General features: G+C 53.3%; 10 protein-coding genes. 1 reads left to right on the top strand and 9 read right to left on the bottom strand.

Annotated elements, in window-relative coordinates:
• Window positions 1–50: 50 nt before the first annotated feature.
• From hflX to FKW31_RS04320, 9 genes are all read right to left on the bottom strand, one after another.
• Window positions 51–1,397, bottom strand: a complete 1,347-nt coding sequence (hflX, locus tag FKW31_RS04360) for a GTPase HflX (protein ID WP_035350592.1) — start codon at window positions 1,395–1,397, stop codon at window positions 51–53.
• Window positions 1,351–1,635, bottom strand: coding sequence for an RNA chaperone Hfq (gene hfq / locus FKW31_RS04355; RefSeq protein WP_003624011.1), 285 nt, complete (start codon window positions 1,633–1,635; stop codon window positions 1,351–1,353). Before hfq ends, hflX begins: the two co-directional genes overlap by 47 nt.
• Before the next feature lie 77 nt (window positions 1,636–1,712).
• Window positions 1,713–3,104: a sigma-54 dependent transcriptional regulator gene (locus tag FKW31_RS04350; protein ID WP_006116465.1), complete on the bottom strand. Its 1,392-nt coding sequence runs from the start codon at window positions 3,102–3,104 to the stop codon at window positions 1,713–1,715.
• A complete protein-coding gene (locus FKW31_RS04345) occupies window positions 3,094–5,358 on the bottom strand; it encodes a PAS domain-containing sensor histidine kinase (protein WP_150177912.1) in 2,265 nt (754 codons plus the stop codon). Before FKW31_RS04345 ends, FKW31_RS04350 begins: the two co-directional genes overlap by 11 nt.
• A 9-nt stretch (window positions 5,359–5,367) precedes the next feature.
• Window positions 5,368–6,810 carry a nitrogen regulation protein NR(I) gene (gene ntrC, locus FKW31_RS04340; protein WP_006116463.1) on the bottom strand — a complete coding sequence of 481 codons (1,443 nt, stop codon included), beginning with the start codon at window positions 6,808–6,810 and terminating at the stop codon, window positions 5,368–5,370.
• 56 nt (window positions 6,811–6,866) lie between these two features.
• Window positions 6,867–7,976, bottom strand: coding sequence for a nitrogen regulation protein NR(II) (locus FKW31_RS04335; protein WP_006116462.1), 1,110 nt, complete (start codon window positions 7,974–7,976; stop codon window positions 6,867–6,869).
• Window positions 7,973–9,043: a tRNA dihydrouridine synthase DusB gene (gene dusB / locus FKW31_RS04330; RefSeq protein WP_006116461.1), complete on the bottom strand. Its 1,071-nt coding sequence runs from the start codon at window positions 9,041–9,043 to the stop codon at window positions 7,973–7,975. Before dusB ends, FKW31_RS04335 begins: the two co-directional genes overlap by 4 nt.
• An 84-nt stretch (window positions 9,044–9,127) precedes the next feature.
• Window positions 9,128–10,282, bottom strand: a complete 1,155-nt coding sequence (locus FKW31_RS04325; RefSeq protein ID WP_035350588.1) for a bifunctional 2-C-methyl-D-erythritol 4-phosphate cytidylyltransferase/2-C-methyl-D-erythritol 2,4-cyclodiphosphate synthase — start codon at window positions 10,280–10,282, stop codon at window positions 9,128–9,130.
• Between the two features lie 61 nt (window positions 10,283–10,343).
• Window positions 10,344–11,318, bottom strand: a complete 975-nt coding sequence (locus FKW31_RS04320; protein ID WP_150177911.1) for a glycosyltransferase family 2 protein — start codon at window positions 11,316–11,318, stop codon at window positions 10,344–10,346.
• A 279-nt stretch (window positions 11,319–11,597) separates the two neighbouring features.
• On the opposite strand from FKW31_RS04320, the gene FKW31_RS04315 reads away from it, so the two are divergent.
• On the top strand, window positions 11,598–13,424 hold the full coding sequence (locus FKW31_RS04315; protein WP_150177910.1) for a glycosyltransferase family 2 protein: 1,827 nt from the start codon (window positions 11,598–11,600) through the stop codon (window positions 13,422–13,424).
• The last annotated feature ends 37 nt before the right edge of the window (window positions 13,425–13,461 follow it).

Genomic DNA, 13,461 nt, shown 5'->3' with positions numbered 1-13,461 from the left:
CTGACATCAGGATTTTAAAGGTATTTATCCTGATGTCAGAGCTTTTCTTTTTAAGCGAGCATCGGTTGGATGTGGGAAAACTGGCGTTCAAACCGGGCGCGATCCTCTGTTGAAAGGCGAACAGTAATATCTGTCTGTTCATCCTTGTCTTCCCGCGCAACAACTTCACCGTGCTGATAAAGCCAAGCCGAGGCTGCTCCATCTGCCAACGGCAAACGGTAACGCACCGTTTCCATACCTTGTGTAATACGCGCATCAATACGTGCTAGAAGTGTTTCCAAGCCATCCCCTGTAATGGCGGAAATAGCAATGGTATCTTCTGTTTGCGGAATAGCTTCTGGGCCACCCAGCAGATCAACCTTGTTCAGCACTTCAATGATGCGTTCCGGCCAATCCTGCTCCAGCATGTCATCCTTCGCCATACCTTCCAGAACACCCAGCACATCTTTTTTCTGGGCTGCGCTATCTGGATGCGCCACATCGCGCACATGCAGGATAATGTCTGCCTCTGCCACTTCTTCCAACGTAGCCCGGAAGGCCGCAATCAGCTCCGTTGGCAGATCACTAATAAATCCTACCGTGTCAGACAGAATAACCCTCCGGCCAGAAGGCAGGTCAATCGCGCGCATGGTAGGATCTAGCGTCGCAAAAAGCTGATCCTGCGCATACACAGTGGCACCCGTAAGCGCATTGAACAGCGTGGATTTACCTGCGTTGGTATACCCCACCAAAGCCACCACCGGGAATGGTACGCGCTTACGTGCCTGCCTATGCAACCCGCGTGTGCGCCGCACCTGTTCCAGATCTTTTTTAAGCCGCACAATACGATCACCGATCATACGCCGGTCGGCTTCAATCTGGGTTTCACCGGGGCCACCAAGAAAGCCAAAACCACCGCGCTGGCGTTCAAGATGGGTCCACAGGCGTACAAGGCGGGAACGCTGATATTCCAGATGCGCAAGTTCAACCTGCAAGGTGCCTTCCTTTGTGGCGGCACGGGCACCAAAAATATCCAGAATAAGGCCGGTACGATCTATAACCTTACAACCGCATTCTGTTTCCAGATTACGCTGTTGGGCGGGGCTAAGCTTTGCATCCACCACCACCACATCAACCTGATCTGCCTTAACTGCAATACGCAGGGAATCTACCTGCCCCTTACCTAAAAGGGTGGCAGAACGCCTGCTGCGCAGAAGCAATACATCCTTGCGCACAATAACCAGCCCAATAGAGGCTGTTAGTCCCACGGCTTCTTCTAACCGTGCCTCTGCAGCCCGCACATCCTGCCCGTGAGCAGAACGCTCCCACGGCAGGATAACTGCCGCGCGGGTTGCTACTTTCTTTTTCTTTTCAGAGAAACTCGTCGCCAAGAGAAAGGTCCCTGTCTGCCTGCGCATCGGCAGTGTTGGAATCGGAAATATTGACAGGAATGCTGGGCATTACCGTGCTGATGGCATGCTTGTAGATAAGCTGGGTTTGTTCATCACGCCGTAAAAGAACAACCTCATCATCAAACCATGTAATAAATCCCTGTAACTTAACGCCGTTAACCAGAAACACCGTAACAGCGGCGCGTGAGCGCCGGATCTGGTTCAGGAACGCATCCTGCACGTTATATGCACTCTCTTTTTCCACAGTGTGAGGCCCTATTCCGTTCTCATTATTATATTTTAGCCGGACTGCCTGCCTAAAGCCTGCAACCTTGAAACATGTCAGCCCACGCCTCGTTCCTCAGATGTTACACCAAGCTGCTTAAGTTTGCGATGCAAAGCGCTGCGCTCCATGCCCACAAACAGCGCTGTACGGCTGATATTGCCGCCAAAACGCAAAAGCTGAGCTTGCAGATACTGGGTTTCAAACAGATCACGCGCTTCTCTTAAGGGCAATGCCATAACATCTGTTGAGGCATCAAACTTCAGCAATGCAGGCGCACTTTCCCCCACAGTAGAGGGCAGCATATCTGCCCGAATGGGCTCTTGGCTGCTCCCGGGCTGCATAATCAGCACACGTTCCATGAGGTTGCGCAATTCTCGCACATTACCCGGCCAATCATAGGCCTGAAGGGCGGCAACGGCATCGGGCGAGAGTTCACGCGTAGGCAAACCAGCCATTTCTGCTGCGCGGCGCAAAAACATGGCCGCAAGCCCGGGAATATCATCCCTTCTTTCTCGTAGCGCGGGCATACGCAGCGGCACAACTGCTAACCGATAATACAGGTCTTCCCGAAAACGCCCGGCCATAATTTCAGCCTGCAAATCACGGTTTGTGGTAGCCAGCACGCGCACATCCACTTTAACGCGGGCATCACCACCCAGACGTTCGAATGTCTGATCCTGCAAGGCCCTTACAATCTTGCCCTGTGTTTCCAGCGGCATATCTGCCACTTCATCCAGCAAAAGCGTGCCACCATGTGCGCGTTCCAGCACCCCGGTACGGCGACCCACGCCTTCTGTGCCGCCTTCAAGCCCGAACAGTTCTTCCTCAAACCGTCCTGGTGCCAGCGTGGCGCAGTTGAGCGCAACAAAAGGGCCGTCCTCCCGCTTGGAGCGAGCATGGATCATACGGGCAGCCACTTCCTTGCCTGCCCCCGGCCCGCCGCTGATAAGTACGCGTGAGCCTGTGGGAGCTACTTTTTCTATCTGGTTTCTAACGGCTGCAATCTGGGCGCTGTTACCAAACAGTTCCGTATCCTGCCCGGCTTTTATGCGCAGTTCTTCGTTCTCACGCGCCAGCCGCGAAGCCTCCAGCGCACGCCGTACAATAACCAGCAGTCTATCTGCCTGAAATGGCTTTTCTATAAAATCGTAAGCACCATGCTGAAGCGCCGCCACGGCTGTTTCAATTGTGCCATGGCCAGAAATCATGACAACAGGAACCGAAGATTCCTCGGCTTTCATGGCCTGAAGAATGGCCAGACCATCCATGTCTGACCCTTGTAGCCAAACATCCAGAATAACAAGTGATGGCCTACGAGCCCGAAAAGCGGCCAATGCGGTATCTGCACTGGCGGCTACGCGTGTTTCATAACCTTCATCACTCAGAATGCCCTCAATCAGCATTCTGATATCGGGTTCATCATCAACAATCAGGATTTCATGCGCCATGGTTGTCTTTCACCGACAAAATCAGAGTAGCCACAGTTCCTCTTTCTCCCGCTTTGTCTTCCAGACGCACTGTTCCACCATGATCTTCCATGATCTTTTTCACAATAGCCAAACCTAAACCAGTACCCTTGGCTTTGTGCGTCACATAAGGTTCCGTCAGACGATTTCTATCGTCCGATGGAAGTCCCACTCCGTTATCTGCCACTTCTATGGCGATATCTTCTGCACCTTCTATAATCCGAACCGACACTTCACCCTTGGTAGCGGGTGCTTGATCTGTAGCTTCGCCCTGTCTGGCTGTCATGGCAATGGCATCCGCCGCATTCTGCAAAAGATTAATAAGTGCCTGACTTATCAATCTTCTATCACATCGTGCTTTGGGGCCTCTGTCTGGAATATCCAGATGGTAGGCAATTTCTGGGTGTGCGTTTCTTTGCAGAATCAGCACCTCACGCACAATACGCGAAATATCCTCGTCTTTCATGACAGGCTGCGGCATACGCGCAAAGGCCGAAAACTCATCCACCATGCGCCCGATATCCCCCACCTGCCGCACAATTGTATCTGCACACTGCGAAAATGTATCGGGATCGGAAGTAATTTCTTTTAAAAAACGTCGCTTTAACCGTTCAGCCGCCAGTTGGATAGGCGTAAGCGGATTCTTGATTTCATGCGCAATACGCCGTGCCACATCGGCCCATGCAGCTTTACGTTGCGCCTGTTGCAGGGCCGTAATGTCATCAAATGTCATCACGTACCCTTCGGTAATCGTGCCCCGTAGCTCGGCCCCCAAACGCACCAACAAGGTACGCTGGCTAGCTTGCTGACCTATCTGAATTTCCCGCGTGAGCACAGCATCTGGCGTTGTGCGTGCTTCTTGCAAAAACTCGGAAAATTCCGGCACACGTTGGGCCAAGGGCTCACCAATGGCATCCATTAAATCTGTTTGCAGCAAAACACAGGCAGCACGATTTGGCAGTTCGATATTCTGCTTAACGTCCAGCCCAATCACACCGGCTGAAACGCCAGAAAGCACGGCCTCGGTAAACCGCCGACGTTCATTGATCTGCCCATATGCAGCCATCAACTCCGAACGCTGGCTAGCCAGCTCTTCTGTCATGCGGTTAAAAGCGCGGGAAAGACTGGCAACTTCATCATCCCTGTCATTTTCAGGCACATGAACACCCAAATCCCCCTCACTTACCCGGCGCGCAGCTACGCTTAACAAACCCAGCGGGCGCGCAATCTGGTTTGCAAGCGCCAGCCCGATCAAGGCTGCTGCAGCAAGCACCAACAACGCCACCAACGCAAAGATCATGACAAATGTTAGCTGGATCTTGGCACGGTTGTTGCTCAGCCGCTTGTAATCCGCCACCACCTTTTCCGTGCGATGCATGTGCTCCAGAATAGTTGGATCAACCAGCCGGGTAATGACCAGCATAAGCGCTGGCGTTTGAGAAAGTTCCACCACAGCCCGCACTGTGCGTTCATCTGGAGAATCCAGAATAGCCACATCGTTTGAGCGCGCCATAACCGTAGCCGCAGGAGGGGGCAGTTCCTGCAAATACCCCGTGCGGCTCATCAACCCGCCCGCGGCCACAACCTTGTTGGTAATGGGGTCATACACCAAGGCTTCTGTCAGCCCGCGCATGGTGGCCTGACTATCCAGCATTTGCGCCAAGGCATCGTGATCCTGAAACAGATCCATGCCACTGGCCGCCAGTTCATTCTGGGCGCTCATGATGTAATTGGCCATCGAGAACGCATCTGTGCGGATATTGGCGTTATGTTCCACCAGATACCCGCGAGAAGCCTGCAAAGCTTCATTCAACGCTGTGTTAACCCGGTCTGAAAACCAGATCTGAATGCCATAATGGAAAAACAACGTTGCAAACGCGCCCACAACCAGCGTGGGGGCCACAGCCACAATGCCAAACAACGTAACCAGCCGCACATGCAGCCGCGCCCCAGCCAACCCCTTCCGATGCTCGCGCACCATTGGGCCGATACGGATAGCCAAGGCCACCACAAGCAGCGCCAGCACCATACCATTCAGGAACAGCAGCAAGGGTTCAATCAGGGAATAATGCCCAAAGGACATCCCCCCTGAAAGCACTACAAACGTGGCAAACCCCAAACACAACGCCAACGCAGCAAGCGTAATGGCAACCGTTTTACGCTCCAGAGAACGCAAAAGCCAATGCAGGCGTGTGCGGGAAAGAAGGTGCCTTAGGGAGAACAGAAGCTGCTTCATACCTAAGGATCAGACTACGCCACGAACGACAGGAATCTCAAGGTCTCGAATTTTTTTCCGCAATGTATTTCGGTTCAGGCCTAACATGGCAGCAGCTTTGATCTGGTTGCCGCGTGTTTCGGCCAGTGTCATCTGGATAAGTGGACGTTCAACTTCTGCAATAATCCGGGCATGCAGATCATGCAGCGGCACGCCATCCCGCCCGGCTTCCAGATAACGGGCGATATGGCGAGAAACAGATTCCGACAAAGGTTCCGCCGCCATAACGCTGTTGGGAATCGGATCATACGCCAAAGGTTCGGCCAGTTCTGCATCAATCACATCGCCGGTGATGGTTTCCTGAGAATACAGGGCCACAATACGGCGGATGAGGTTTTCCAATTCTCGCACATTACCCGGCCAGCGCCAGGCCTGAAGCCTTGTAATGGCACTTTCATCCAGGATTCTGTACGTTCCGCCATCATCCCGACACTGAGAGAGAAAATGCCGCGCCAGCAGCGGAATATCTTCCAACCTTTCCCGCAGTGGTGGCAGGCGCAACGGCACCACATTCAGGCGGTAATACAGATCCTCACGGAACGTACCTGCCTGAATAGCCTGCCTCAGATCTCTATGCGTAGCAGCTATAATGCGCACATCTGCACGCAAGGGCGTTGTGCCCCCTACTGTGGTAAATTCACCTTCCTGCAAAACACGTAGTAAACGAGTTTGTGCCTCCTGCGGCATGTCTCCAATTTCATCCAGAAATAGCGTACCGCCTGTGGCCTGCTCAAACCGTCCGGGCATGCGGCCTAACGTGCCGCCACGTTCATACCCAAACAATTCGCTTTCAATCTGCTTGCGCGGAATAGCCGCCATATTGACGGCCACAAAAGGCCCACTTCTGCGCCGACCATATTCGTGCAATGCGTGAGCTACCAGTTCCTTACCCGTACCGCTTTCCCCAGAAATCATGACTGTGAGATCAGAAGTGGTCAGGCGGGCAATGCTGCGATAGATCCCCTGCATAACAACGGACTGCCCAATTAAAGGCAAGCGTTCTTCTGGCGGTTGATCGGCCGCTGGTTTTTCGGCTTCCTGCACTGGGGTTGTAAGCGCTCTTGCCACAACCGCCAGCAGTTCCTTTAAATCAAACGGCTTGGCCAGATATTCAAACGCGCCACGTTGCGTGGCTTTTACCGCTGTTGTGAGAGTTGATTGCGCGCTCATGACAATGACGCGCAGATCAGGCCGAAATTGGCGAATGCGCGTAACCAGATCCAGCCCACTGCCATCTGGCATGATCACATCCGTAATCACCAAATCCCCCTCACCTTCCTGCACCCATTGCCAGAGTGTGTTTACGGATGGTGTGGTTTGCACCTGATAGCCTGCCCGACCCAATGCCTGCCCCAGCACAGTGCGAATAGAACGATCATCATCAGCAACAAGAATAGTGGGCAGCGGTGTCATAACGTCTCAAACCAGATAAAAAGCTGAAAAACAGAACTGTTGCACAAAAGGGTATCTCACCCCGAATGCCCCATATGGTCGACAATCGGCAGAAACAAGCTGATTTCCGTACAGCCGCGGCGGCTTTCTACCTCAATAACGCCACCGTGGTCGTCCATCACCTTACCGACCAAAGCAAGCCCCAGCCCGCTTCCGTTTACCTTGGTGGATACAAAGGGCTCGAACAAATGAGGGCGCACTGTTTCGGAAATACCCGGCCCTGTATCCCGCACAGTAACAACCAGCGGAAGGTGCCGCCATTGGGCCGTGCCCGGCACAGCCACCCGAATACCGGGGCGATAGCTGGTAAGCAGCGTGATCTCCCCGCCTTTATCGGTATTGCGTATGGCTTCGGCTGCGTTTTTCACTAAGTTAAGCAAGACCTGCACCAACCTGTCCCGATCCCCCCATACATGCGGGAGGGAGGGATCATAACGCTCTATAATTTTGATACCCTTGGCAAAACCGTTGCTGGCCAGCAGGCGCACATGTTCCAATATTCTGTGAATATTGAGTGCCCGGAAATCCAGATTGGCTTCACCAAACATGCCCATGCGGTCAACCAGCGCATCAATACGGTCAACCTCATCACAAATCAGGGTGGCAAGATCACGGTCTGCATCTGTTACGGCCTGTTCCAGCAACTGCGCAGCCCCTTTAATGCCAGATAGCGGGTTGCGCACCTCATGCGCCAGCATGGCGGCCAGCCCGGAAACGCTACGGGCCGCAGAACGGTAGGCAAGTTGCTGATCCAACATACGGGCTGCGGAAGGTTCATGAAATGTCAGTAAAATGATGTCCGGGTAATCTGGCACATCAGCGGCCTGCACACTGACACTTTCATGATGAAAGCGTGGGGAACTAAACAGCAGTTCATGCTCTGTTACACTTCCACCACGGGTGCGCACATGCTGAAGCAGCAGGTAAACCGGATGGTCCTGCGGAACAACTTCTGCCAAACCACCGTGCCGTAACTGATGGCGAGACATGCCAAAAAACTCTTCTGCCGCCATATTGGCAGCAAGAATTGTATTTTGTGGCCCTATTTCCAAAACCGGAACGGGCAGACTGTCCAGAACAAGCGCCGCATCGGGCTGAGCAACCCCATGCGCTGCTTTTACCTTCACGCCGCCTGAACCTGATCTTGCTGCTGCGCCATGGCATGACGGGAAACGCGCGGCTCTCGCACCGCACCAGCCGCAATTTGCTGATCGTAAAAATCAGCAATCATGGCAATGGCTTCTTCTGGCGTTTCCACTCGATTAAACGCTGCGCGGAATGATGCCGAGCCATGCAGTCCTGCCGAATACCAAGAGACATGCTTGCGTGCCAGACGCAGACCGGGGCGCTGGCCAAAGTGCTCCAGCATCATATTATAATGTTCTAGCACAATGGCTTTTTCTTCCGGCAAAGCAGGATCGGGAATTTCCTGCCCCGTACGCAAAGCGTGTGCCACCTGCGCCAAAAACCACGGACGCCCGTAACAGCCACGTCCGATCATTACCCCATCTGCGCCAGATTGCGCCAATGCCTCCCGCGCATCTCCAACCGTAAGAATGTCACCATTCACGATAACGGGTAGATCCACCGCGTCCTTTACATTTTTCACAAAGGCCCAGTTGGCCGTGCCATTATAAAACTGCTGGCGCGTGCGGCCATGCACCGTAATCATGCGGATACCCACATCCTGCGCAATACGCGCCAGCACAGGGGCATTTAGGTGTTCATGGTCCCAACCCATGCGCATTTTAAGGGTAACGGGTACTGGCACGGCTTTAACCACGGCAGCCAGCAAACGCTCGGCAGCCCCTTCATCCCGCATAAGGGCAGAACCGGCCATCTGGCCAACAGCCACTTTTTTAACCGGGCAACCAAAATTGATATCAATAAGATCTGCCCCGCGGCCTACGGCAATACGCGCGGCCTCTGCCATGGCGTCCGGGTCGCACCCTGCAAGCTGCACGGCATTTGGGCCACCCGCATCCGCCACCTCCGCCATACGCAGGGTGGTATCGTTTTCACGCACCATCGCCCAAGAGGCGATCATTTCAGAAACAACAAGACCGGCCCCCAACTTGCGTGCCAGACGCCGAAACGGCAGATCTGTCACACCAGACATGGGGGCCAGAATGACAGGCGTATCCAAAACGATACTGCCCAGAGTAATGGGACGCAGGGTGGGTTGCGTATGCACTGTTATTTCCGTTTGCCTATGATTTAGGCAGAAATACAGCCACCCTGCGCCTTACGCAACATAAGAAACCGTAATGGCGCCAGCTTAGGGCACCAGAACAGAAACTGTAGCCGTGCAGGCAATACCTTCTTCACGCCCGGTAAAGCCCAGACGTTCGGATGTGGTGGCCTTAACGGAAATCCGATCCACATCCACTTCCAGCAAATCTGCCAGACGTTTGCGCATGGCTTCAGAATGCGGGCCAATTTTAGGGCGCTCGCAAATCAGTGTCAGATCCGCATTTACCAGCATGCCGCCGCGTTCACGGATACGCTGGCCTGCGTGCACCAGAAAGCGGGCGCTATCTGCGTTTTTCCACTCATTCTGGCTGGGTGGAAAATGGCGGCCAATATCACCTTCGGCCAACGCACCATAAATGGCATCACACAACGCATGAATACCCACATCGGCATCTGAATGCCCGGCCAAGCCTTTGGTATGGGGCACCGTAATACCGCACAGGATGAGCGGACGCCCTTCCTCAAACGCATGCACATCGTAACCCAGCCCTACGCGCGGCAGAAGCGTGGGGCCGATCAGTCGTTCCAGACGCACCAGATCACCCTCATATGTCAGCTTGATATTATCTTCATCACCCGCCACCAACGCGACGCTGAACCCGGCATCTTCCAGCAGTTTGGCATCATCCGTTGCACTCACGGATGCAGCGCCACGATGGAGATCTAAAAACAGGCCAAAGCGGAAGCCCTGTGGCGTTTGGGCACGATAAAGATGATCCCGCGGGACGGTGCCATCAATCACACCATCTTTTTCCCGCTTGAGTGTATCCGCCACTGGCACAGCCGGAATGGCCCCAGGATGCTGCTCCAATGCAGAAACAACATTGCCAATCACCTGCGCGGTCACATACGGGCGGGCCCCATCATGCACCAGCACGATATCCGGCTTTTCGGCTTCTGGCAGTTTATCCAGTGCCTCCAGCCCTGCGCGCACACTGGCTTGCCGGGTTTCACCCCCAGCTACTGGCGGCAGAATCTTCAATCCTTCCAGCGCCTCGTTCAAGGAGGCAGGATCTCCAACTGGCTGAATAGAGGTGACATGAGGCAATAAAGCTTGCGCTGCATGACGGATTACGGGTTGTCCAGCCAGCAGCACGTACTGCTTGGGAATGGAAGAACCCGTAGTGGCGGCATAACGACTGCCCGTACCGGCAGCCAAAAGAATGGCGGCTACTCGCATGTACGAAGCAATGGGGCGGCCTGCCTTGTCCGTCAAGCCTCAAAATAGGCAGAGCACGGCTTTAGGGTTGGGCCGTATGCTTTTTTTCCTGCGCCGGGCGATAGGCTTCTACCAGATAAAGCGGGCGTTTTTTGGTTTCATTAAAAATACGGCCCACATATTCGCCTATCAAGCCAACTGTCATAAGCTGGATACCGCCTAAAAACAGGATAACCGCCATAAGGCTGGGGTAACCCGCCACCCGGTTACCAAATAACAGGGTGCACCCAACAATCCAGATACCGTAGCACACAGCCAGTATGGAAATACCAAGCCCCATATATGTGCTTAACTGAAGCGGCAGCACAGAAAACGAGGTGATTCCCTCCAGCGCGAAGTTCCGCAAAGACCAGTAATTAAAACTGCTCTTACCCGCAGAACGTGGGGCGCGATCATACAGAACGGCGCGAGATGGAAAGCCAACCCAAGCAAACAGCCCTTTCATAAACCTGTGCCGTTCACGCAGCAGCAACAGGCTATCCACCAGCCTGCGGCTCATCAGCCGGAAATCCCCTGTATCTGGCGGAATAACCACTTTGTTGCCTAGCCGCTTCATGACACGGTAGAACATCCATGCTGTCAGCCGTTTGGGAATAGTCTCCCCTTCCCGCGTGTTGCGGCGGGCGTAAACGGTATCTACATCATCTGTCCATGCGGCTACCAGATCGGCAATAACTTCTGGTGGATCCTGTAAATCGGCATCAATTACAATAATGCCGCGCGTACCCCGTGCATGATCTAACCCTGCTGTTAGAGCAATTTCCTTACCAAAATTGCGGGAAAGGTTCACAACACTTACGCGCCCATCCTGCTCTGCCAGAGCATACATGCCAGCCAACGTTTGATCCCGCGAGCCATCGTTTACGTAAACAACCTCCCACGGCGCACCAATCCCTTCCATAACGGCAGATAGCCGCTGGTGAAAAATTGGCAGAACTTCCTGTTCATTATAACAGGGTACAACCACGCTAAACGCTGGCGAAAAACCAGATGGCAAAATTTTTTCCTCTCATTCAGCATCGAACAAGACTATCTCAATCAAGCAAGCCATCAGATGTTGGAGCTTGCTTCATGCTGCCAGTTTATACAGATACCAAAGCACAAAAAGCTTAAATAATAAGTGCTACAGATTTTGCCTAAAGGCTGTTGTCAAATCCGCAACAGGGTGCGGCAAATTCTCTCCAATACGGCATTCTCAGGCTTGCATCCCGCCTGTGGCAAACTAAAAGAGCCCCATATGGCGCTTTATATCTTCTTTCAGGGATAATATTACCTCATGGCCACGCAAGAAATATTAAAAGAAAATGTAAAGGATGCGCCTATGGTGCTCCAGAACATTATTTTTCCGGCTCTTCAGTCCGTTATCCCGGAAGATCTGTATTTTCGGGCTCTGAATGAAAAGGTTGAGCTTTTTCGTGCTGCGCCAGAAACACTTTCATTTCATGCGGGCGGCCGGGCCGCCTTTGATACATACTTTAACGGCATTACCGTTGAACGGTGGCGTGAACTCTGTGCCATTGAGAACCTGAGCCTGACGCTGGAAGGCAAAGGCAAGTTTATTGTCCGCTTTGGGCTGCATCAGCTAGGCCTGCCCCACCGGTGGTTGTTTGAACACACAGTGGAACTGGAAGAAGGCGCACCGGTCTCTCTGGATCTGCCATTCTGGGCTGGTCTGGAACGCGGCCTGCTTTATATGTGGGTGGAAGCGCTGGAAGATGGTTATCTGCGCGGCGGCAATGTTTCCACCACACAGCAGCCAGTGCGAGATGCCCGCATGGCTATTGTTATCACACACTTTAACCGTAAACCGCACCTGCTCCCTGCCCTGCAAAAGCTTGAAGCTGGCCTGAAGAATGCACCACAGTGGAAAGACCGGGTGCAGGTTATTGTGGTCGATAACTCTCAAAACGTCACACCTGATGAAGCCGGAAGCGCGCTGGTTATACCTAACCGGAATCTGGGTGGCGCTGGCGGCTTTACCCGCGGGTTGCTGTACGCAAAAGACCACGGCTTTACGCACTGCCTGTTCATGGATGATGATGCTAGCTGTGACTTTGAGGCCGTTTGCCGTGCCTACATGCTGCTGAGCTACAGCACGGAAGATCGCGCTGCCATTGTAGGCAGCCAGCTTCGTGAAACTGTGCCTTGGCAGCTGCACGAAGCCGGAGCGCGTTTTGTAAAAGGCCGGTGGATTGCCCGTAAACACATGCTGGACATGCGCAATATCCACCACCTTTTGCTTTCAGAAATGGATGATTCCGCCGCCAACTACGGCGGCTGGTGGTTCTTTGCCTTTCCCATTTCTGCCGTGCGCCACTTCCCCTACCCCTTCTTTGTGCGCGGGGATGACGCGGAATTCTCGCTCCAGAACAAATTCCCGCTGATAACGATGAACGGCATCTGCTCCATGGCAGAAGACTTCAGCGTCAAGGAAAGCCCGATGACGCGGTATCTGGGCCTGCGCGCGACCATGGTACTGATGATGCTGAATGGAGAAGAAAAGTCCAAACCGTATCTGGATGTTTTTCTGGTCTGGTTCCGTGGCGTTCTGTTCTCCTACAATTACGCCAGCGCCAAAGCGTTAATCATGGCCATGAAGCACGTGATGGAGGGGCCTGAATTCTTTGTGCGCAACATGGATATGGCTAACGTACGTGCCCAGATTGGCGCCCTGACACCCAGTGAAAAAATGGTGCCTTATGATCTGAAAGATATTGAGGTTCTGCACCATCATCATCACGATGGACGTATCCGCCGCCTGGCACGGCTTGTCACTCTCAATGGTACACTTCTGCCAGCCGTATTGATGCGGGATGATGTGCGCTTCCAGTTCAAAGACTTTAACGCGGCTTTCCGTGATATCTTCCGTTTTAAACACGTGCTTTACTATCACGAAGCCACGCGCACGGGTTATGTCGCCACTCAGAACAGAAAACTGTTTTTTGAGCTCTGGAAAGAAGGGCTGGCAGTGTGTGCAAAATTTGCGCGCGCCATGCCTGCCCTGCAACAAGCTTATGTCAAAGCGCTGCCGAATATGACAACTGAAGATTTCTGGCGCCATGTTTACAAAAATGAACTGACAACAGAAGAAAAAAAGAGCTGAGTTTATCAAAGTCTTTTTCTTAATCTGACGTATCAGA

The sequence above is a fragment of the Acetobacter sp. DmW_136 genome (genome assembly GCF_008690365.1).
In the GTDB taxonomy this organism is placed as follows: domain Bacteria; phylum Pseudomonadota; class Alphaproteobacteria; order Acetobacterales; family Acetobacteraceae; genus Acetobacter; species Acetobacter oryzifermentans.
Note: the sequence above shows the minus strand (reverse complement) of the source record. Positions and strands in the feature narration are given on the sequence as shown.

Coding starts and splice junctions, on each gene's coding strand:
- hflX (WP_035350592.1), bottom strand. CDS start 1,397: ATGCGCAGGCAGACAGGGACCTTTCTCTTGGCGACGAGTTTCTCTGAA.
- FKW31_RS04350 (WP_006116465.1), bottom strand. CDS start 3,104: ATGGCGCATGAAATCCTGATTGTTGATGATGAACCCGATATCAGAATG.
- FKW31_RS04345 (WP_150177912.1), bottom strand. CDS start 5,358: ATGAAGCAGCTTCTGTTCTCCCTAAGGCACCTTCTTTCCCGCACACGC.
- ntrC (WP_006116463.1), bottom strand. CDS start 6,810: ATGACACCGCTGCCCACTATTCTTGTTGCTGATGATGATCGTTCTATT.
- FKW31_RS04325 (WP_035350588.1), bottom strand. CDS start 10,282: ATGCGAGTAGCCGCCATTCTTTTGGCTGCCGGTACGGGCAGTCGTTAT.
- FKW31_RS04315 (WP_150177910.1), top strand. CDS start 11,598: ATGGCCACGCAAGAAATATTAAAAGAAAATGTAAAGGATGCGCCTATG.